The organism is Burkholderia sp. 22313, from assembly GCF_052045245.1.
In the GTDB taxonomy this organism is placed as follows: Bacteria; Pseudomonadota; Gammaproteobacteria; order Burkholderiales; family Burkholderiaceae; genus Burkholderia.
In genome coordinates this window covers 77651-97915 of sequence record NZ_JBQEON010000005.1, presented here as the reverse complement: position 1 = coordinate 97915, position 20265 = coordinate 77651, and the positions used below count along the sequence as shown (strand labels likewise).

General features: G+C 68.2%; 20 protein-coding genes and 2 pseudogenes. 16 read left to right on the top strand and 6 right to left on the bottom strand.

Going from position 1 to position 20265, the window contains the following annotated elements; all coding sequences use genetic code 11:
- The first annotated feature begins 2 nt into the window (after positions 1 to 2).
- The 12 genes from ACTJKF_RS06485 to ACTJKF_RS06430 all read left to right on the top strand — a co-directional run bounded on the left by ACTJKF_RS06485 (position 3) and on the right by ACTJKF_RS06430 (position 12884).
- Positions 3 to 1250 (top strand): acyl-CoA dehydrogenase family protein, encoded by a 1248-nt coding sequence (locus ACTJKF_RS06485; protein WP_440622731.1) that lies wholly within the window; start codon positions 3 to 5, stop codon positions 1248 to 1250.
- Positions 1247 to 2446: an acyl-CoA dehydrogenase family protein gene (locus tag ACTJKF_RS06480; protein ID WP_440622730.1), complete on the top strand. Its 1200-nt coding sequence runs from the start codon at positions 1247 to 1249 to the stop codon at positions 2444 to 2446. Before ACTJKF_RS06485 ends, ACTJKF_RS06480 begins: the two co-directional genes overlap by 4 nt.
- Complete coding sequence (locus ACTJKF_RS06475; protein WP_059537734.1) at positions 2443 to 3243, top strand: SDR family oxidoreductase; 801 nt, start codon at positions 2443 to 2445, stop codon at positions 3241 to 3243. Before ACTJKF_RS06480 ends, ACTJKF_RS06475 begins: the two co-directional genes overlap by 4 nt.
- Positions 3243 to 3728: a MaoC family dehydratase gene (locus tag ACTJKF_RS06470; protein WP_440622826.1), complete on the top strand. Its 486-nt coding sequence runs from the start codon at positions 3243 to 3245 to the stop codon at positions 3726 to 3728. Before ACTJKF_RS06475 ends, ACTJKF_RS06470 begins: the two co-directional genes overlap by 1 nt.
- 17 nt (positions 3729 to 3745) lie before the next feature.
- Positions 3746 to 4951 carry an acetyl-CoA C-acyltransferase gene (locus ACTJKF_RS06465; protein WP_440622729.1) on the top strand — a complete coding sequence of 402 codons (1206 nt, stop codon included), beginning with the start codon at positions 3746 to 3748 and terminating at the stop codon, positions 4949 to 4951.
- A gap of 157 nt (positions 4952 to 5108) precedes the next feature.
- Positions 5109 to 6068, top strand: coding sequence for a WD40/YVTN/BNR-like repeat-containing protein (locus tag ACTJKF_RS06460; protein WP_440622728.1), 960 nt, complete (start codon positions 5109 to 5111; stop codon positions 6066 to 6068).
- 75 nt (positions 6069 to 6143) lie between these two features.
- Positions 6144 to 8615 (top strand): efflux RND transporter permease subunit, encoded by a 2472-nt coding sequence (locus ACTJKF_RS06455; RefSeq protein ID WP_440622727.1) that lies wholly within the window; start codon positions 6144 to 6146, stop codon positions 8613 to 8615.
- Between the two features lie 71 nt (positions 8616 to 8686).
- Positions 8687 to 9766: a Rieske 2Fe-2S domain-containing protein gene (locus tag ACTJKF_RS06450; RefSeq protein ID WP_440622726.1), complete on the top strand. Its 1080-nt coding sequence runs from the start codon at positions 8687 to 8689 to the stop codon at positions 9764 to 9766.
- A gap of 281 nt (positions 9767 to 10047) precedes the next feature.
- Positions 10048 to 10251: a cold-shock protein gene (locus ACTJKF_RS06445; RefSeq protein WP_006751843.1), complete on the top strand. Its 204-nt coding sequence runs from the start codon at positions 10048 to 10050 to the stop codon at positions 10249 to 10251.
- A 463-nt stretch (positions 10252 to 10714) separates the two neighbouring features.
- Complete coding sequence (infA, locus tag ACTJKF_RS06440) at positions 10715 to 10978, top strand: translation initiation factor IF-1 (RefSeq protein ID WP_011355053.1); 264 nt, start codon at positions 10715 to 10717, stop codon at positions 10976 to 10978.
- 395 nt (positions 10979 to 11373) lie between these two features.
- Positions 11374 to 12639, top strand: a complete 1266-nt coding sequence (locus ACTJKF_RS06435) for an alkaline phosphatase family protein (RefSeq protein ID WP_440622725.1) — start codon at positions 11374 to 11376, stop codon at positions 12637 to 12639.
- Complete coding sequence (locus ACTJKF_RS06430) at positions 12636 to 12884, top strand: hypothetical protein (protein ID WP_440622724.1); 249 nt, start codon at positions 12636 to 12638, stop codon at positions 12882 to 12884. The genes ACTJKF_RS06435 and ACTJKF_RS06430 overlap by 4 nt, the downstream gene beginning before the upstream one ends.
- Before the next feature lie 233 nt (positions 12885 to 13117).
- On the opposite strand, the pseudogene ACTJKF_RS06425 reads toward ACTJKF_RS06430, so the two are convergent.
- A pseudogene (locus tag ACTJKF_RS06425) lies at positions 13118 to 13249 on the bottom strand (IS5/IS1182 family transposase); the annotation flags it as partial.
- Positions 13250 to 13428: 179 nt separating this feature from the next.
- Positions 13429 to 14292 (bottom strand): class I SAM-dependent methyltransferase, encoded by an 864-nt coding sequence (locus tag ACTJKF_RS06420; RefSeq protein ID WP_440622722.1) that lies wholly within the window; start codon positions 14290 to 14292, stop codon positions 13429 to 13431.
- A gap of 131 nt (positions 14293 to 14423) precedes the next feature.
- Between ACTJKF_RS06420 and ACTJKF_RS06415 the strand changes: the two genes are divergently transcribed.
- Positions 14424 to 14690, top strand: coding sequence for a DUF736 family protein (locus tag ACTJKF_RS06415; protein WP_440622721.1), 267 nt, complete (start codon positions 14424 to 14426; stop codon positions 14688 to 14690).
- On the opposite strand, the gene ACTJKF_RS06410 is transcribed toward ACTJKF_RS06415, so the two are convergent.
- Positions 14585 to 15478 (bottom strand): NAD(P)/FAD-dependent oxidoreductase, encoded by an 894-nt coding sequence (locus tag ACTJKF_RS06410; protein ID WP_440622720.1) that lies wholly within the window; start codon positions 15476 to 15478, stop codon positions 14585 to 14587. The two genes, ACTJKF_RS06415 and ACTJKF_RS06410, sit on opposite strands and share 106 nt — an antisense overlap.
- Before the next feature lie 39 nt (positions 15479 to 15517).
- Between ACTJKF_RS06410 and ACTJKF_RS06405 the strand changes: the two genes are divergently transcribed.
- The 3 genes and pseudogenes from ACTJKF_RS06405 to ACTJKF_RS06395 form a co-directional block, all read left to right on the top strand.
- Positions 15518 to 15661 carry a hypothetical protein gene (locus ACTJKF_RS06405; RefSeq protein WP_440622719.1) on the top strand — a complete coding sequence of 48 codons (144 nt, stop codon included), beginning with the start codon at positions 15518 to 15520 and terminating at the stop codon, positions 15659 to 15661.
- 100 nt (positions 15662 to 15761) lie between these two features.
- Positions 15762 to 16394, top strand: a complete 633-nt coding sequence (locus ACTJKF_RS06400; RefSeq protein ID WP_440622718.1) for a TetR/AcrR family transcriptional regulator — start codon at positions 15762 to 15764, stop codon at positions 16392 to 16394.
- A pseudogene (locus ACTJKF_RS06395) lies at positions 16382 to 16504 on the top strand (IS5/IS1182 family transposase); the annotation flags it as partial. The gene ACTJKF_RS06400 and the pseudogene ACTJKF_RS06395, both read left to right, overlap by 13 nt.
- A 228-nt stretch (positions 16505 to 16732) precedes the next feature.
- Here the strand turns inward: ACTJKF_RS06395 and ACTJKF_RS06390 are convergent.
- The 3 genes from ACTJKF_RS06390 to ACTJKF_RS06380 form a co-directional block, all read right to left on the bottom strand.
- The gene (locus tag ACTJKF_RS06390) at positions 16733 to 18121 is read right to left on the bottom strand and encodes an MFS transporter (RefSeq protein ID WP_440622717.1); all 1389 of its coding nucleotides are present in this window, start codon (positions 18119 to 18121) and stop codon (positions 16733 to 16735) included.
- A 194-nt stretch (positions 18122 to 18315) separates the two neighbouring features.
- Positions 18316 to 19347 (bottom strand): 4-hydroxy-2-oxovalerate aldolase, encoded by a 1032-nt coding sequence (dmpG, locus tag ACTJKF_RS06385; RefSeq protein ID WP_440622716.1) that lies wholly within the window; start codon positions 19345 to 19347, stop codon positions 18316 to 18318.
- Positions 19348 to 19363: 16 nt separating this feature from the next.
- Entirely contained in the window at positions 19364 to 20263 is a 900-nt protein-coding gene (locus ACTJKF_RS06380) for an acetaldehyde dehydrogenase (acetylating) (RefSeq protein ID WP_440622715.1), read from the bottom strand.
- Between the last annotated feature and the right edge of the window lie 2 nt (positions 20264 to 20265).

Genomic DNA, 20265 nt, shown 5'->3' with positions numbered 1-20265 from the left:
GCATGGATCTGGCGCTCACCGACGAACAGGCGATGATCCGCGACGCGGCGGCCGACGTACTGGCCGAACGCAGCGCGTCGGCCGACGTGCGCCGCGCGATCGAGCAGTCGGCCGGCCGCGACGATGCGCTGTGGGGCGAGTTGGCAGGGGAGCTCGGCTGGAACGCGCTGTCGCTGCCGGAGGCGGCGGGCGGCATGGGGCTCGGCGCGCTGGAGCAGACGCTGCTGATGGAGCAACTCGGGCGTCGCGTCGCTTGCGTGCCGTATTTTTCGACGGCGTGCCTTGCGGCGACCGCGCTCGCGGGCTGCGCTGACACGCCGCTGGCGACCGGCTGGCTCGCGAAGCTTGCCGAAGGCGCGTGCAGTGCGACGCTGGCGCTGCCGTTCGGCTTGCCCGCAGCCTCGGCGCAATGCCCGGTCGTCGCGGCGGAAGCGGCGGGCGGCTATGCGCTGTCCGGCACGATCGATCAGGTGATCGACGGGGCGCGCGCCGACCTCCTGCTGATCCCTGCGCGGATCGCGAACGAAGGGCAGGCGATCGGGCTGTTCGCGATCGACGTCGCGACGGTATCCGGCCTGAACGTCACACCGCTCGACACGCTCGACGCGACACGGCCGATCGCGCGCGTCGTTCTCGATGAAGCGCGCGTGAGCCGTGACGCGTTGTTCGCCAGCGGTGCCGTTGCCACTCGGCTGCTCGATCGCACCGCCTGGTTCGCGGCACTCGCGCTGGCCGCCGAACAGCTCGGGGGCGCGCAGCAATGCCTCGACCTGACGCTCGACTACACGGGCCAGCGCGTGCAGTTCGGCCGCACGATCGCGTCGTTCCAGGCGGTCAAGCACCGCTGCGCGCAGATGATGGTGCTGATCGAATCCGCGCGTTCGGCCGTGCTCGGCGCCGCACACGCGTGGGACGCGGAAGCCGGCAGCGGCACGCCCAGCGCGGCGCTGCGCGCCGACGTCGCGGCCGCGAAGGCCGCGGCGAACGATGCGTATGCGTTCTGCGCCCAGGAGGCGATCCAGCTGCACGGCGGCGTCGGCTTCACGTGGGAATACGACCCGCATCTCTATTTCAAGCGCGCGCAGGCGTCGGGCACACAGTTCGGCAGCACGCCGCAACTGCTCGAATGGATCGCCCGCCATGCGATCGACGGCGGCGCATCGCAGCACGATGCCGTGCTCACGTCGCCGTTGCCGTCGGCTTCGATCGCCACGCGTCCGTCCGCCGCGCGCACCGGAGCACTGCAATGAACAGCGAAACGCGCGAACAGCAATTGCGGCACGACGTCGCCGACTGGGTGCAATCGCACCTGGCCGGCGACTTCGCGTGCCTGAAATACCGCGGCGGCCCCGGCGACGAGGAAGCCTTCCCGGCACTGCGCAAGGCGTGGGAGCGCGAACTTGCCGAAGGCGGCTGGACCGGCCTCGGCTGGCCGACCGACGCAGGTGGCCGCGGCTTCCCGGTCGCCGAGCAGGTGATCTTCCACGAGGAATACGCGCGCGCCGGCGGCCCCGGCCGGATGGGTCATATCGGCGAAGGGCTGCTCGGGCCGACGCTCGTCGCGTGCGGCACCGACGACCAGCGCGCGCGCTTTTTGCCGGGGATTCTCGCCGGCACGCAGTTCTGGTGCCAGGGCTACTCGGAGCCGGGCGCGGGCTCCGATCTCGCGAACGTGCGCACGCGCGCCGAGCAGGACGCGGACGGCACGTGGCGCGTGTCTGGCCAGAAGGTATGGACGTCGCTCGCGCACGATTCCGACTGGATCTTCGTGCTCGCGCGCACCGATCCGGCGTCGACGGGCAACAAAGGGCTGTCGTTCCTGCTGATGCCGCTCGACCAGCCGGGCATCGACATCCGCCCGATCAGGCAGCTCAACGGCGGCGCGGAATTCAACGAAGTGTTCTTCGACGGCGCGCGCGCCGAAGCACGTGACCTGGTCGGCGCGCCGGGCGACGGCTGGCGGATCGCGATGACGCTGCTCGGCTTCGAGCGCGGGATGTCGACGCTCGGCCAGCAGATGCAGTTCGTGCGCGAGCTCGAATGGGTGATCGACGCCGCGCGCGAATCGGGCGCCGATCGCGACCCGGTGCTGCGCCAGCGGATCGGCCGCGCGTGGGCCGGGCTGCGCGTGATGCGCTACAACGCGCTGCGGATGCTGTCGGGCGCGGACGGCGCGAACGGCGCCACCGCGCCGCTGCGCCGCGAGGCACTCATCTACAAGTACTACTGGTCGAACTGGCACCGCGACCTCGGGCAGCTCGCGATGGACGCGCTCGGCTCCCGCGCGAACGTGATCGATCCGGCCGACGACAAGCTCACCCATCTGCAGCGCGTCTTCCTGTTCTCCCGTGCGGACACGATCTACGCCGGCACCAACGAAATCCAGCTGAACATCATGGCCGAGCGCGGGCTCGGCATGCCCAGGGAACCGCGAGGAAACGCATGACCGAACCTCAGATCCAGAAAGCGCCGGCGTACGTGCCCGGCCACCAGCTGCTCGCCGGCAAATCGGTGCTGATCACGGCCGCCGCCGGCGCCGGCATCGGCTTTGCGGCCGCGCGCCGTTGCGCGGAGGAAGGCTGTCGCGCGCTGTTCATCTCCGACATCCACGAGAAGCGCCTCGAACAGGCGGTGGAAACGCTGCGCGCCGAAACGGGGCTGCGGCAGATCTACGGCCGACTGTGCAACGTCGCGGTCGAGGACGACGTGCAGGCGCTCGTCGCCGACGCGCAGGACCGGCTCGACGGCGTCGACGTCCTGATCAACAACGCCGGGCTCGGCGGCGCGAAACGCATCGTCGAAATGGACGATGCCGAATGGTCGCGGGTGATCGACATTAGCCTGACCGGGACGTTCCGGATGACGCGCGCGATGCTGCCGCACATGCAGGCCCGTGGCCGCGGCGCGATCGTCAACAACGCATCGGTGCTCGGCTGGCGTGCGCAGGCGGAACAGGCGCACTACGCGGCGGCGAAGGCGGGCGTGATGGCGCTCACGCGCTGCGCGGCGCTCGAGGCGTCGCCGTATGGCGTGCGCATCAACGCGGTCGCGCCGAGCATCGCGATGCACGATTTTCTGAAGAAGTCGGCTCCGGCCGACCTGCTGAATCAACTGGCGTCGCGCGAAGCCTTCGGGCGCGCCGCCGAAGTCTGGGAGGTCGCGAACGTGATGGTGTTCCTTGCAAGCGATTACGCGTCGTACATGACGGGCGAAGTGCTGTCGGTCAGCAGCCAGCACGCATGATGGCGACGACCCTCGACCCCGTGCACGCGACGCCCCGCGTGTTCGCGCATCCCGGCGAACTCGCGGCGGCCGCCGGCGAGACGCTCGGCGCGAGCGCGTGGCTGGCGATCGACCAGGTCCGCATCGACGGTTTCGCCGACGCGACGGGCGATCACCAGTGGGTGCACGTCGACCCGTTGCGCGCGAAGGACGGCCCGTTCGGCGCGTGCATCGCACATGGCTACCTGACGCTGTCGCTCGTCAATTATTTCCTGCCGCAGATCGTGCGCATCGACGGCGCGCGGCTCGGCGTCAACTACGGCTGCGACAAGATCCGCTTCCCCGCGCCGGTGAAGGTTGGTGCGCGCGTGCGCGGGGTCGGCGAACTGCTGCGCGTCGAGCCGCTCGACGGCGGCGTGCAGGCGTGGATCCGCGTGACCGTCGAGATCGAAGGCGAGGTCAAGCCCGGGTGCGTCGCCGACACGATCAGCCGCTACACCTTCTAGATTCAGAGAGCAGACACATGGAAGACGCAGTCATCGTTTCCGTCGCACGCACGCCGATCGGCAAGGCGTTTCGCGGCATGTTCAACGACACCGAGGCCCCCGCGCTGGGCGGCCACGTCGTGCGCGCCGCGCTCGAGCGCGCGGGCGTCGCGCCGGCCGACGTCGACGACGTGCTGATCGGCTGCGCCGCGCAGCAGGGCACGCAGGGCTACAACATCGGCCGCCTGTCGGCCGCGGCGGCCGGGCTGCCGGCGTCGGTGCCCGGCATGGCGATCGACCGGATGTGCTCGTCGGGCCTGATGTCGATCGCGAGCGCCGCGCGCGGCATCGGCGCGGGCGATGCGCGGATCGTCGTCGCGGGCGGCGTCGAATCGATCTCGCTCACGCAGAACAAGCACAAGAACGGCTATCGCGCGCGTTCGCAGGCGGTGCTCGACCATCAGCCGGCCGCGTACATGGCGATGATGGAAACCGCCGAGATCGTGTCGCGCCGCTACGGCGTCTCGCGCGCCGCACAGGACAAATTCGCGCTGCAGAGCCACCAGCGCACGGCCGACGCACAGGCGGCCGGCCGCTTCGACGCGGAAATCGCGCCGCTCGACGTGCGCCGCGCGCTGTTCGACAAGGAAGGCAACCCGACCGGTCACGAGGACGTGCGCGCGGCGCGCGACGAAGGCGTGCGCGCCGATACGACGGCCGAACGGCTCGCGGGGCTCAAGCCGTCGTGGAGCGGCGGCAAGGTGGTCGAGCAGGGCGAGTTCGTGACGGCCGGCAACGCATCGCAGCTGTCGGACGGCGCGGCGGCGGTGGTCGTGATGTCGCGGGCCGAGGCCACCCGTCGCGGGCTCGCGCCGCTCGGCACGTTCCGCGGCCTCGCGGTGGCCGGCTGCGAGCCGGACGAGATGGGCATCGGCCCGGTGTTCGCGATTCCGAAGCTGCTGGCGCGCTTCGGCATGACCGTGCGCGACGTCGGGCTGTGGGAGCTGAACGAGGCATTCGCGTGCCAGGCGCTGTATTGCCGCGACACGCTCGGTATCGCCGACGAGCGGCTGAACGTCGACGGCGGTGCGATCGCGCTCGGCCATCCGTTCGGGATGTCGGGCACGCGGATGACGATGCACGCGCTGCTCGAAGGCGCGCGCCGCGGCGTGCGGCATGCGGTCGTGACGATGTGCATCGGCGGCGGGATGGGGGCTGCCGCGCTGTTCGAGGTCGGCGCGTAACGCCGGCCCTGACCGCGGCCGGGCCGAAAACCCGGTTCGGCCGCCATCCCTTCGGAACCATTCGAGGCCGCGGCAACGACCGCCGGCCCGGAGACTTGCAACGGCAGGGCGCGCGCGTCGGCGCGGGTCCGGCCGACGCAAAGACAGGAGACAACCGATGAAACGTACTTTGCCAGGGCTCGCGATGTCGGCGCTCGTGCTCGGCGCCGCGCTGTTCGCGTTCTCGCCGCGCCCGCTGCCGGCGTTCCCGGTTACCGCGATCCACGCGGACCGCCTGCAGATCAACGGGCTCGCCCGTGCCGGCACGCGCATCGTCGCGGTCGGCGAGCGCGGCGTGATCCTGTTGAGCGACGATGCGGGCCGCCACTGGCGGCCGGCGTCGGTCACGCCCGACTCGGGCTCGACGCTCACGCAGGTGAGCTTCATTACGCCGACGCTCGGGATCGCGGTCGGCCATGACGGCCGGATCGTGCGCAGCGACGACGCGGGCGTGCACTGGCGCGAGGTTCACAGCGACCCCGCGCATTCCGATCCGTTGCTGTCCGTCTGGGGGGCCGCGAACGGCCCGCTGTTCGCGGCCGGCAGTTTCGGCCAGCTGCTGCGCTCCGACGATGCGGGGCGCACGTGGCAGCCGCTCAAGACGCCGGCGGGCGACCGCCACCTGAACGCGATCGTCGGCGACGGCCACGGCACCCTGCTGATCGCGGGCGAGAGCGGCACGCTGCTGCGCTCGACCGACAACGGCGCGACCTGGGACAAGCTGGCGTCGCCGTACGCAGGCTCGCTGTTCGGCGCGCTGATGCTCGCGAACGGCGACTGGGTCGCGTACGGGATGCGCGGCAACGTGCTGCGCAGCACCGATCGCGGCGCGACCTGGGCGCACGTCGACAGCCACGTGCCGGTGTCGTACTTCGGCGCGACCCAGCTTGCCGACGGCGAGCTTGTGCTGGTCGGGCAGGGCGGCGCGATCGTCGCGTCGCGCGACGGCGGCCTGAGCTTCGACGTGCGCAAGCTCGGCGGCGTGCAGAGCCTCGCGGCCGTGCTCGACCTGGGCCGCGGCGCGCTGCTGCTCGGCGGCGAGGCCGGGGTCGCGCCGCTTGCCGTGTCGCCGTCCTGAGGCGGGCCGGCGGGGGTTGCCGCCGGCCCGCATCGTCCGCATCGCCTGTTCCGTCCGTTCCGACCCGAGACATCCATGAACGACCTGTCACGTCCCACCGAAGCCGTTCCCGCGTCGCGCCTCGCCGCGTTCGTCGAGCGTTGCGCCGACACGATCATCCGGCGGCGCCGGCTGATGCTGCTGCTGTGCGTCGCGGTGACGCTCGCGCTCGGCTTGTCCGCGACGCGCCTGAAGCTCGATCCGGGCTTCAACAAGATGATTCCGATGCAGCACCCGTACATGCAGGTGTTCGAGCGCTACGCGGGCGCGTTCCCCGGCGCGAACACGATCCTCGTCAGCCTGCGCTGGAAGGGCGACGGCGACATCTACAACCAGCGGTTCATGGACGCGCTGCGCCATGCGACCGACGACGTGTTCTTCATCCCCGGCGTGAACCGCTCGCGCGTGTTCTCGCTGTTCACGCCGAACGTCCACTACACCGAGGTGACCGAAGCCGGCTTTCGCGGCGACGTGGTCGTGCCCGGCCAGTTCTCGAGCGCGAACCCGGACGATCTCGCGAAGGTGCGCCGCAACGTCGCGCGTTCCGGGCAGATCGGCCGGCTGGTCGGCAACGACCTGAAGTCGGCGCTGATCCGCGCGGAGCTGCGCGAGACCGATCCGGCCACCGGCAAGCGGCTCGACTACGGCGCGGTCGCGCGCCAGCTCGAGGAAATCCGCGCGCGCTATGCGAAGCAGGGCATCGACGTGAACATCATCGGCTTCGCGAAGCTGGTGGGCGACGTCGAGGCCGGGATCGCCGGCGTGATGGCGTTCTTCGCGCTCGCGTTCCTGGTGACGGCAGCACTCCTGTTCGCCTATACGCGCTCGCTGAAGACGACCGTGCTCGCGCTCGTCGTCGCGCTGCTGCCGGTCGTCTGGCTGCTCGGCGCGCTGCCGCTGCTCGGGCTCGGCATCGATCCGATGTCGATCCTCGTGCCGTTCCTGATCTTCTCGATCGGCGTGTCGCACGCGGTGCAGATGACCAATGCGTGGAAGCAGGCGCTGGTGCGCGGTGCGTCGTCGGTCGACGCCGCGCGCGATGCGTTCCGCAAGCTGTTCGTGCCGGGCACGGTCGCGCTGCTGACCAACGCGCTCGGCTTCATGGTGATCATGCGGATCAGGATCGACATCGTGCGCGAGCTCGGCATCACCGCGTGCGTCGGCGTGCTGCTGATGATCGTCACCAACAAGGTGTTCCTGCCGATCCTGCTGTCGTACACGCGCCTCGAACGCGGCACGCTGGCCCGTGCGCAGCGCACGGCGGCGGCCGGCGGCAGCGGCAAGTGGTCGCGCTTCGCGTTATTCGCGCGGCCGGCGCCGGCGCTCGGCGTGTTCGCGGTGGCGCTCGCGCTGCTCGCGTACGGCGCGCTCGAATCGCGCAAGCTGGAGATCGGCGACATCGGCACCGGCGCGCCGGAGCTGCGCGCGAACTCGCGCTACAACGTCGACAACGCGGCGATCACGCACCAGTACAACATCGGCGTGGACGTGCTGTCGGTGATCGTCGAGGCGACCGGCTTCGACGACGCGTGCCTGCATTACCCGGTGATGAGCGCGATCGAGAAGTTCGAGATGAACATGCGTGGCGTGGCCGGCGTGCAGTCGGTGACGAGCGTCGCGTCGCAGGGCAAGGTGTTCATCGCCGCGTTCAACGAAGGCAACCCGCGCTGGGCCGCGCTGCCGCGCTCCAGCGACGGCCTCACGCAGGGCGCCAACGCGTTCGATCCCGACAACGGGATGAACACCGCGAACTGCAAGGCGATCCAGGTGCTGATCTACACGAAGGACCACGAAGGCACGACCATCGCGCACATCGTCGACGAGATCAAGCGCTATGCGGCCGCGAACCCGACGCCGAACGTCGCGTTCCGGCTCGCGGGCGGCAATGTCGGCGTGATGGCGGCGACCAACGAGGCGGTCGGCGACGCGGAAATCGCGATGCTGCTGTCGATCTTCGGCGCGATCGCGCTGCTGTGCGCGGTCACGTTCCGCTCGTGGCGCGCTGTGCTGTGCATCGTCGTGCCGCTCACGCTGGTGTCGATCCTGTGCAATGCGGTGATGGCGCGGCTCGGCATCGGGCTGAAGGTCGCGACGCTGCCGGTGATCACGCTCGGCGTCGGGGTCGGCGTCGATTACGGGATCTACCTGTACGAACGTCTGCAGCACGACCTCCGCCACGGCGCGACGTTGCCCGACGCGTTCGCGGACGCGATGCGCCAGCGCGGCACCGCGGCGCTGTTCACGGCCGTCACGATGTTCATCGGCGTCGGCACGTGGGCGTTCTCCGCGCTGAAGTTCCAGGTCGACATGGGCGTGTTGCTCGCGTTCATGTTCCTCGTGAACCTGTTCGGCGCGGTGTTCCTGCTGCCCGCGCTGGCCGCCTGGCTTGGCGTCGAGCACGCCGAGCGCCGCGTGTCGCCACAACCGCAGGCGTCGCCGCCGCTGGCCGCGCCGACACCTGCGCCCACGCCGACGCGCACGCTCGAACCCGGTCATCCGGTGCGTTGAGCGACGCCCCCCGAACCCTTACCCCGGTGCGCGGCGGGCCGCCGCGCGTCCCCCAGAGAGGAGTCAATCCGATGTCCGCACGCCCTTACAAGATCGAAGCCCAGCCGCTCGCGCAGCGCTATGCGCGCGGCTGGCACTGCCTCGGGCTCGCCCGCGACTACAAGGACGGCAAGCCGCACACGCTGAACGTCTTCGGCCGCAAGCTCGCCGCGTTCGCCGATTCGACCGGCAAGATCAACGTCGTCGACGCGTACTGCCCGCACATGGGCGCCGACCTGAGCCTCGGCACGGTGCAGGGCGACCACCTCGTCTGCCCGTTCCACGGCTGGGCTTGGAGCGGCGCAGGGCAGTGCGCGTCGATCCCGTACTGCAAGCGGATCCCGCCGAAGGCGCGCATCGGCGCGTGGCCGACCTGCGAGGAGAACAACCTGCTGTTCGTGTGGAACGACCCGGAGGGCAATGCGCCGCCGCCGGAAGTCGCGATTCCGCGCCTCGACGTGTGTTTCTCCGACGAATGGTCGGGCTGGGTCGTCGACAAGATGGTGATCCAGGCCAACTGCCGCGAACTGGTCGACAACATCTCGGATGTCGCCCACTTCGCGACCGTTCATCGCGCGCCGATCGACTATTTCGCGAATTTGTTCGAGGCGCACAAGGCGACCCAGCTGATGGTCGGCCGCAGCGAGAAGCTCGGCGGCGACAGCCTGACCGCGTTGTCGACGTATTTCGGGCCGGCCGTGCACATCACGCAGATGACGGGCCAGAGCAACGGGCAGCCGATCCATTCGGTGCTGCTGAACTGCCACGTGCCGATCGACATGAACAGCTTCGAGCTGCGCTACGGCGTGATCGTGAAGAAGGTGGCCGGGCTTGGCGACGAGCAGAACATGGAGATCGCGAACGCGTACGTGAAGGAAGCGCAGCGCGCGTTCTACGAGGACGTCGACATCTGGCACAGCAAGACGCGGATCGACAACCCGCTGCTGTGCGAAGGCGACGGGCCGCTGTACCAGATGCGCGACTGGTATTCGCAGTTTTACCTGGACGCGGTCGACGTGCGGCCGTCGAGCGTCGCGCGCAAGGCGTTCGAGATGAAGATTCGCGACGGCGAGGCGCCGCCCGCGCTGCATCACGTGTTCGAACCGCAGTAACGGCGGCGCGCGGCAAGAAATAGGGGGACGTATCGCGACGCCTCCCGATTGCCGCGAACGCCCGCCGAACAAGGCGTCGCGCGATGCCGTGCCCACGGGTCACCCGGAAAGGACTTGACTGATCCACCGGTGTCGCGTAGTGTCCTAGACCGAAGTCTTCAAGAAGTTCGATTGCTCATCATTGGCCGCACGCCGTGCGGCAGTCGTTGGTCTCTCCCTCTTTGATTCTTTCTGTGCCTGTCACGGGCGCATGTTCAATTATTCGTATTAAGGAAGTATTTGTGGATACCGGTACCGTCAAGTGGTTCAACGAAACCAAGGGCTTTGGTTTCATCTCCCCGGACAACGGCGGCGACGATCTGTTCGCCCATTTCTCGGAAATCCGTGGCACGGGTTTCAAGACCCTGGCTGAAGGCCAGAAGGTCAGCTACGAAGTGAAGCGCGGCCCGAAGGGCCTGCAAGCGTCGAACATCACGCCGCAGTAAGCCGTATCGGCACCGGTCGCCAAGCGGCGGCCGCTGCCGGACGCATCTCGCGCGGGCGCCGGCCTGGCCGCTGTCCTGCGCGTGTCGACGCACACGACCGATGCATCGCGGTATTCACGATGCATCGGTCGTGTGCTTCCCTCATCTGTCGCAGGTCCGTACGACGTGCGATCCAACGCCCTCGCGAAGCGCCCGCCGCGTCGCCAGCGGCCCACGCTGCAACCCGAGTAGACCGTCGCCATGCCGCACGCGGCGCGGTCCCGACTTTGCGCGGTGCTGATCGCACCGCCGCCACTGACCGCCCGAACGCCGCAATGCGCCGGGCTCCGATTGCAAGGCGGGCCCGTCGCCCGTCTGAACGAATTTGATACCCGGCTTCCCGCCGTCCGCCGTCCCGTTGCGGGACACGGCGCCGGTGAGTTCGCCGCGGCCGCGGTCATTCACCTTGTCTGGAGAAAATGCTTTGGCAAAAGAAGAACTGCTGGAACTGGACGGAATCGTCGACGAAGTGCTGCCGGACAGCAAATACCGTGTCACGCTGGAAAACGGCGTCGTGGTCGGCGCGTATGCGTCGGGCCGCATGCGCAAGAACCACATCCGCATTCTCGCGGGTGACCGTGTGACGCTCGAGCTGTCGGTGTACGACCTGACGAAGGGCCGCATCAACTTCCGCCACAAGGACGCGAACTCGCCGCGTCCGCCGCGCACCGGGCAACCGCGTCGCTAAGCCGTCACGATCGGGCGCGCAACGCGGCACCGATCGAAACGTCCGGCCCCGTCATGCGGCCGGACCCACACCGGATGGACGGCGCGGTTCGCGCCGTTCGTCGGTCGCCGGCAGGGTTGTCGCGCCGTGTCGGCCAACGTCATAGCAGATCCGATCGAACCGTCCGGTGCGGTTCGCCATTCTCCCCGTCCTCATTGATTCGCCCGGCCGCGTCGCCAGTCGGCTGAACGCGCACGCCGCGCTACCCGTTGCACGCAGCTTTACGGGCGCGCCGGCCTGGTCGTACACTCGTCGGCAATTCGCGGCCTGCGCACGCTGCGGCGCCTTTCATCGCTTTCAGTGCCGCCCGCGATTCGTGCCAGCCGGACATCCGTCGCGCGACGCCAGGAGGCGCCATGAGTGCAGACGCAGCCCCCGCAGCTCCATCCGCTCCCGTCGATCCGGCTGTGCAGGATCGCATCAAGCACGTGTTCGTGCTGATGCTCGAGAACCGCTCGTTCGATCATCTGTTTGCGCTGTCGGGTATCGCCGGCATCACGGCCGCGTCGCCGGGCGACCGCAATGCCTATGGCGGCGCCGTCTATCCGTTCGGCGGTGGCGCACCCGACCGGATGCCGACCGATCCGTGTCATGAATTCACCGACGTGCTCGAACAGTTGTGCGGCGCCGGCGTGCCGTTCGTGAAAGGCCAGCCGTATCCGCCCATCGACAACTCGGGATTCGTGTCGAACTACGCGACATCGCATTCCGAAGGCACGCCGCCGCCGCCGGGCAACGCAGGCGCGATCATGCAGGGGGTCGATGTCCGCCCGCACGCGCCGTCGCTGTATGCGCTCGCGAACGCGTTCGCGCTGTGCGACCGCTGGCATGCGTCGATGCCGGGGCCGACCTGGCCGAACCGCTTCTTCCTGCACGGCGCGTCGTCGGCCGGGCTCGAGCATTCGCCGACCAGGGAAGAAATGGCAGGATGGGACACGTTCGACGGCTTCCGCTATCCGAAAGGGTCGATCTTCGATGCGCTCGGCGACGGCAACTGGCGCGTCTACCAGGACCAGTCGGGCGACCCGCTCGGCCACGTGCCGCAGGTCGCGTCGCTGAAGGGCGTGAGCTTCTTCGACGTCGATGACCTGGCGCACTTCGAAGCCGATCTCGCGGCCGGTTATACCGCGCGCTATACGTTCATCGAGCCCGGCTACGGCGACATCGTGCACGGCACCTACGAGAACGGCAGCTCGCATCATCCGATGGACGGCCTCGCCGGCGGCGACCAGCTCGCCGCGCGCGTGTACGACGCGATCCGCAATTCGCCGGTGTGGGACAGCAGCCTGCTCGTGATCGTCTACGACGAGCACGGCGGCTTCTACGATTCGGTCCGGCCGGGGGCCGCGCCGCCGCCGAACGACGGCGCGGCCGCGACGCTGAACGCGAGCGGCTTCGGGTTCGACGTGTATGGCGTGCGCGTGCCGGCGATCGTCGTGTCGCCGTGGGTCGCGGCCGGGCAGGTCGATCACACGCCGTACGATCACAGCTCGGTGATCGCGACGCTCGGGCGGCTGTTCGGCCTCGCGCCGCTGACTGACCGAGATCGCCTCGCCCACGACCTGCTGTCGCTCGTGACGGCCACGTGCCGCACCGATTGCCCGGCGAGGATCGGCGCATGAACACCACACCGGTTACGGATCCGCGCGACGCATTGCCCGTGCGCGACGGCACGAGCCTGATCGCGTATCTGCATATCCTGAAGAAGGCGCATGCGGCACTGGTCGGGCATGACGAGGCTCATCGGCGTTTCAGCGAGATCGTCACGCGCGGACAGGCGCGATGGTACATCGAGGAACTGATGCCGACACTGCTGCAGGCGCGCGACGTGCATCGGCGGCGCAGGCATGGCGGAAAGCATCGCTGACGCTGCCGGCGGACGGCGGCTAGCCAATGTGTGACGCTGGAAGGTCGACGACTACCCGCTATCCGCCCATGCCTGACGGCTATGGATGATGGTGTCCGGAACGCGTTTTGCCGCACTGAGCCATCAACATGGAGCCGATGCGGTACAAGCGATGCGGCACCGGGTTCGAATGCAGCGCGACGTACGGCATGAAGAAGGCGCCGATTGCCTCCCTGGTCGGGCRGCTTTTGCGCTCATGCAATGGCCTCGCGCATCAGCCGTTCGCGCGTCATCCACWGATTGCTCGGAGCGAACAGCGGGGGCAACTGCTGCGTGTTCTTCATCAAGCCGCAATAGCTCACCTGTAGATGCCCGAACTGGCGCTTGCGCCGACTCCCGAGGCCGGCAAACGTTTTGAATAGCATGTCTAAACACATGCGTGCAAACGCCGTACCCCGCCATCAAAGCGCCTGGCTCGCTAATGGCGGCTTTCAAACCAGAAGGGACACAGTCCGCCCCAAGACGCCCAGCTCCACCAGCGGGGTGTCTTCCCTGTTCATCCCTGTCAGCTTGGCGGATTGCGTGCCATGACGATCCACGCCGCGCCGTCGATCATCACCGACCGCTCGCCGGGGAGGCCTGCGAAGGCGGCACGAACCGCGGCCGAGGCGCGGGCGCGGATGTCGTCGGGCTGATCAGCGAGGGCACGCGACAGCGGGCCGACCTCGAGCGTCATCCTTACCGCGTCGTCGATCGCCGCGTCCCGCGTCCCGCCCGCGCCGAACGGGACGGAAGCATCGAAGGGCGCGATAGCGATATCGGTGAAACCGGCCGCCGACAGGATGCGTGCCACGCGCTCCCGGTCGCCGAACGAAAATGGGCCGGGCGCTTCGAGATCGGGCGGCGCGCTTGGCGGGACGATGCCCTCGAGCGCACCCATCGGCAGGCGCACCCAATCGTTTTCGGCCGCGCCGCGCCAGCAGACGAAAGCGACCCGCCCGCCCGGCCGCAGCGCGCGTCGCATATGGGCGAACGCCGCTGTCGGATCGACGAAGAACATCACCCCGAAACGCGAGAACAGGATGTCGAACGTGCCCTCGGGCAGCTCGGTGCTGCTGGCGTCGGCCATCTGGAACAGGACCGGCGCATCCTGTGGCGCAAGCGCGCGCGCTCGGCCGATCAGCGGCGCGGATATGTCCACGCCCAGCACGTGCCCCCGCGCGCCGACGCGGGCGGCCAGAGCCAGACTCGACGCGCCCGCGCCGCAGCCGACGTCCAGCACGCGCTCGCCCGCCGCGGGCGCGGCGGCTTCTATCGCGGCCTGGCCGAACTCCGCCACCATGGCGTCGAGCCGGACCTGGTTGGCGACCCAGCGCTCCCCACTTTGACCATTCCAGTCGGTGACCTGATAGGCATTTTGCTTTGCCATGTCATTTCCTTGTTCTGACGCGTACTTAACAAGCTACCCTTTGATCGCGGCAAGGGGAGACGAACCGACGCCAAGGCGCGTATCGTCTCGAGCAAACCCACCTCCACCAGCGATAAGGCACCCGACCTGGTGTGATCGTCTCAGGCATCGAGATTGGCGCCGCCTGGCGCCGGAACTCGAACGACAACCGCCCCTGCCATTCCGTCAAACTCGACGATCCGGCCTTCACCTCGCCGATCTACGCCAGCCTCTTCGAAGGTGACGATGCAACCGGAGAAGGGAATCCGTGCGCTCAAACCAGCATCGACTGCTGGGCGAAGATGCCCGCCATCGCGCCCTGCGATGATGCCTGGGTGACCGAGGGCAAGAAGGGTGTGGAGAGGTCACCGGCGGCATAGATGCCGGGCATGCTGGTTTGACGGCGCTCGTCGACCTCGAGGACGATGCCGGTGGGCGTCTCGACCGCAGCGAGGCCCAGCGATTCATGCAGGCTTGCGGACGGCTTGTTGCGCGGCTGGGCGAACAGGACGTCGACCGCGACATTGCGGCGGGTATCGAGATTGACGGTGGCGATATGGCCGTTGCGATGGGCGATCTCCATGATCCGGCCATCGACGACAGGTATGTTCCGGCGCGCCAGATCGGCCTGGACAGCGGGCGCAATGTCATGACCATCGGTGAAGACAGTCAACTTGTCAGTCCAATCGCGGAACAGCCTGGCAGACTGGTACGACTGCGGGCCGGACCAGACGAGGCCCCAATGCTGGCCGGCGACTTCAAAACCGTCGCAATAGGGGCAGGGCACGATGGACGTGCCCCAGCTTTCCGCAAAGCCCGGAACATCGGGCATCTGGTCGGCGACGCCATAGCTCAGGATCAGGCGGCGCGCCTTCAGGCTTTCATTATCGTCAGTGACGACGCAGAAATCGTCGATGGCGCCAGACACGCTCTCGGCCCGGGCATTGACCAGCCTGATCGTTGGATAGCGCGCCAGCTGCTGCCGCGCCTCGACCAGGATGTCCAGCGGCGGCTTGTGATCGTGGCCGAGCAGGCCATGCGAGTGGCCGGCAAAGCGGTTGCGCGGCCGACCGGTATCGAGAACGGTGACCTTGCGGCGGGCACGGCCGAGCTGCAGGGCGGCGGCGAGGCCTGCAAAGCTGCCGCCGATGATAATGACGTCATTCATGGTGATGGGCTCCGGGTTGTGGATGGAGGAGGGCTGGGCGTGGTGGGCAATATCGTCCGGCGATATCTACTTGAGACGGCCAGCGAGCAGGGTTTCGGCATTGGCGAGAAAGTTACCGATGGCTGGATCGACCGGCTGGACAACGCCGCATCCGATATCGCCGGACGGCCCAGGGAAACCTGATCGGGACATCCGGTTGACGCCTACCCTCGGCTTGCAAATTTAAGATACTGCGTGGTATCGTAGTGCGAGAATTTGAATACTGTCAAGTACTGGAATTGTCGTGACCGAAAACAATCAGGGCCGGCGCGGCCGGCCCGCCAACGACGCGCTTCGCCAAACGATCGTCGACGCCGCCTGCGAACTCTTTGTGGAATTGGGTTTTCAAGCGACGACGATGGACAAGGTCGCCCAGCGGGCGAAGATATCCAAGCTGAGCATCTATCGGCACTTCGAGAACAAGGAGGCGCTGTTCAGCGCGGCCATGGCGGCCCACTGCCATCAGTTTGCGCCACCGGCCCTTTTTGAAGGCGTCGACGGTTCGGCCGAAGATCAGCTCATGGCAGTGGGATCATCCCTGCTTCGCACGCTGTTGAGCCCCGACGTGCGCAGTGTCGAAGCCATGGTTTTGGCCGACAAGACGAATCAAAAGTCGTTAAGCAAGCTCCATTACGAAGCCGGGCCCGCCCATGTCATCGCCCAGATCGAGGCCGTGTTGCGTCAGTTGCACGCGAAAGCGATGTTGAACGTACCCGATGCTCACCAGTCCGCCCGCTTGTTTGGCGCGCTCTTCAAAGGATGCGATCTGCTGCTTATCGCGCGCTTCGACGAGGCAAGAGCAGAAAACGACAACGAAATCGAATCCTATTGCCGGTCGGCCGTCGCCATGTTCATCGCCGCGCACGGCGGCATCTAAAGGTGCGCTATTGCGGCTTGATGAAGAACACGCAGCAGTTGCCCCCGCTGTTCGCTCCGAGCAATCWGTGGATGACGCGCGAACGGCTGATGCGCGAGGCCATTGCATGAGCGCAAAAGCYGCCCGACCAGGGAGGCAATCGGCGCCTTCTTCATGCCGTACGTCGCGCTGCATTCGAACCCGGTGCCGCATCGCTTGTACCGCATCGGCTCCATGTTGATGGCTCAGTGCGGAAAAACGCGTTCCGAACACCATCCCTGAGGGCTAACGGCTAACGCCATGCGGCTCCCAGCGTGCGCAATTTGCGCAGACACCCGCGTCGTCAGCACAGCGCACCATCACGCCGACCGCCGCGTGTGCTGCGCACTGAACGCCGCGCCGGCAGCCCCCGCCAGTTGTACCGCCGCCCCGGCGAACATCGCCGCGCGCAGGCCGGCCGTGCCGCCATGCGCGGCCGCGAACAGCGTGCCGAGCACCGCGATCCCGAGCGTCGCGCCGGTCATTCGCGCGACGTTGACGAGCGCGCTCGCGGTGCCCGAGCGCGCGGCCTCGACCGCGCCAACCGCGACGGTCATCAACGGGCCGGTCGCGATTCCCATCCCGAGCCCCGTTAACGCCAGGCCGATTTCGGCGCCAAGCAGGCTCGACGAACCGGCCGACGCACCGATCACCACGAGCCCGCTCGCGATCACCGCGACCCCGCCGGCCGTCGTCACGCGCGTGCCGACGCGTTCCGACAAACGCCCCGAGCACGGCGACACGACGACGAACACCAGCGCCATCGGCAGCAGCGCGAGGCCCGCGCCGGTCGAATCGAGCCGGCCAATGCTCTGCCACGTGAGCGGCAGCAGGAACAGCACACCGTACATCCCGAACGTCATCCCGGTGGTCGCGGCGATCGCGCCGCGAAACGCGCTGAGCCGGAAGATGTCGATCGGGACGAGCGCGGCATCGCCGTGCCGCCGCTCGATCGCGACGAAGGCGACGAACGAAACGATCGCGACGCAGCCGGCGATCGCACTGGCGGCCGGCGAATCGCGGAACACGATCGCCGCATAGGCGAGCAAGCCGAGCGAGAGGGCGCCCGCGAGTTGTGCGCCGCCATCGACGTGCCGGCCGCGCGGATCGGACGATTCGGGCACCGCCGGGATTGCGAGCAGCATCGCGGCGATGCTCAGCGGCACGACCACGAAGAAGATGCTGCGCCAGCCGAAGTGCCGGATCAGCACGCCGCCAAGGGTCGGGCCGATCGCCATCGCGACACCGTTGCACGCGGCCCAGATGCCGAGCGCGCGGCCGCGCTCGACCGGATCGCGCCATACGACGCGCACGATCGCGAGCGACGCCGGCAGCAGCAGCGCCGCGCCGACGCCGGCCAGCGCGCGCGCGGCGATCAGCACCGATACCGACGGTGCGAGCGCGCACAGCAGCGACGCGACGGTAAACACGGCCGTGCCGGCCATGAAGATGCGGCGCCGGCCGAGCAGGTCGGCGAGCAGGCCGCCGGTCAGCAACAGCACGGCATACGTGAGGTTGTAGCTGTCGACGACCCATTGCAGCGCGCCGACACCCGCATGGAAATAGTCGCCGATCGCGCGCGTCGCGAGATTGACGACCGCCGTGTCGACCTGCGCGACGAGCACGGCGAGGCAGAGCGTGAGGAGGGTGACGCCGCGGCGTTTGACAGCGCGGCTGGCGAGCGCGGCGAATGCATCGGTAGGGGCCATGAGCGACATTCCTCGACGGGCAATCCTGCGAGCTTAGGCGCTGCCTGCTGCCAGCGTGGTGTCAGCAGGGCGAGCGCGGCAGGCATGCAAGCGGCATGCCTGGGTACGGGCGGATCCGGTGTCGACCGGAAATGAGAAACGGGGCTTGCGCCCCGTTTCCTCGTTGCTTCCGGACGAAGACCGGTTGCGTTCGCTCAGGCCGCCACCGCCCGTGCTCGCGCCATCGTCAGCGCCGCATCCTCGATCATGTCCTCCTGCCCGCCGACGAGCCGCTGCCGGCCCAGTTCGACGAGGATGTCGCGCGCCGGAATCCCGTATTTCGCTTCCGCGCGCTTCGCGAACAGCAGGAACGACGAATAGACGCCCGCATAGCCGAGCGTCAGCGCATCGCGGTCGAGCCGGATCGGCGCGTCCATGATCGGCACGACGAGATCCTCGGCCACGTCGGCAATCGCGAAGACGTCCACGCCGGTCTCGATCCCCATCCGGTCGCACACCGCGACGAACACTTCCATCGGCGTATTGCCCGCGCCCGCGCCGAGGCCGGCCGCGGCCGCGTCGATCCGGTTCGCGCCGGCGGCGACCGCCGCGACCGAGTTCGCGACACCCATCGCGAGATTGTGGTGGCCGTGGAAGCCGAGCTCCGTCTCCGGCTTCAGCGCGGCGCGCACCTGGCCGATCCGCGCGGTCACGTCGTCGGGCAGCATGTGGCCGGCCGAATCGGTGATGTAGATGCAGTTCGCGCCGTACGACTCCATCAGCTTCGCCTGCCCGACGAGCTGTTCCGGCGACGACATGTGCGCCATCATCAGGAATCCGACGGTATCGAGCCCGAGGGTGCGCGCCAGGCCGATATGCTGTTCGGACACGTCGGCTTCGGTGCAGTGCGTCGCGACGCGGATCGTGCCGACGCCGAGTTCATGCGCCATGCGCAGATGCTCGACGGTGCCGATGCCGGGCAGCAGCAGCGCCGACACCTTCGCGTGCTTCAGTTCCGGGATCACGGCGCTCAGGTACGCCTCGTCGGTATGCGCGGGAAAGCCGTAGTTGACCGATGCGCCGCCGAGCCCGTCGCCGTGCGTGACCTCGATCAGCGGCACGCCGGCCGCATCGAGCCCGCGCGCGATGTCGCGCATCTGGTCGAGCGTGATCTGGTGGCGCTTCGGGTGCATACCGTCGCGCAACGACATGTCGTGGACGGTGATCTGCTTGCCTGCAAGTGACATCGTGTGACTCCTCGACTCAAGCGGTGGCGGCCGTCGCGGCCAGCATCTGTTCGGCGAAACGCTCGGCCGTGGCGGCCGCGGCGGCGGTCATGATGTCGAGGTTGCCCGCGTACTTCGGCAGGTAGTCGCCGAGGCCCTCGACTTCCATGAACACCGACACGCGATTGCCGTCGAACACCGGGCCGTTCTTCAGCGTGTAGCCGGGCACGTAGCGCTGCACTTCCTTGACCATCGCATGCACGGACGCCGTGATCGCGTCGACGTCGGGCGGGCCGTCGGTCAGGCAGTGGATCGTGTCGCGCATGATGAGCGGCGGCTCGGCCGGGTTGATCACGATGATCGCCTTGCCCTTGCGCGCGCCGCCGACCTGTTCGATCGCACCGGACGTCGTGCGCGTGAATTCGTCGATGTTCTTGCGCGTGCCGGGGCCGACCGAACGCGACGACACCGTCGCGACGATCTCGCCGTACGCGACCGGCTGCACGCGCGACACCGCGTACACCATCGGGATCGTCGCCTGGCCGCCGCAGGTCACCATGTTCACGTTCATCCGCGCGCTGCCGAGGTGGGCGTCGAGGTTGACCGGCGGCACGCAGTACGGCCCGATCGCGGCGGGCGTCAGGTCGATCATCTTCACGCCGAGCGCGGTGAGCTTGTCGGCGTTGTCGCGGTGCACGTAGGCCGACGTTGCGTCGAACGCGATGCGGATGTCGTCGGCGGCGACGTGCGGCAGCAGCCCGTCGACACCGCGGTCGGTGGTCTTCAGGCCGAACTCGCGGGCCCGCGCGAGACCGTCGGACGCCGGATCGACGCCGACCATCCACACGGGTTCGAGCACCGGCGAGCGGCGCAGCTTGTACAGCAGGTCGGTGCCGATGTTGCCGGGCCCGATCAGTGCGCATTTGATTTTCTTCATTT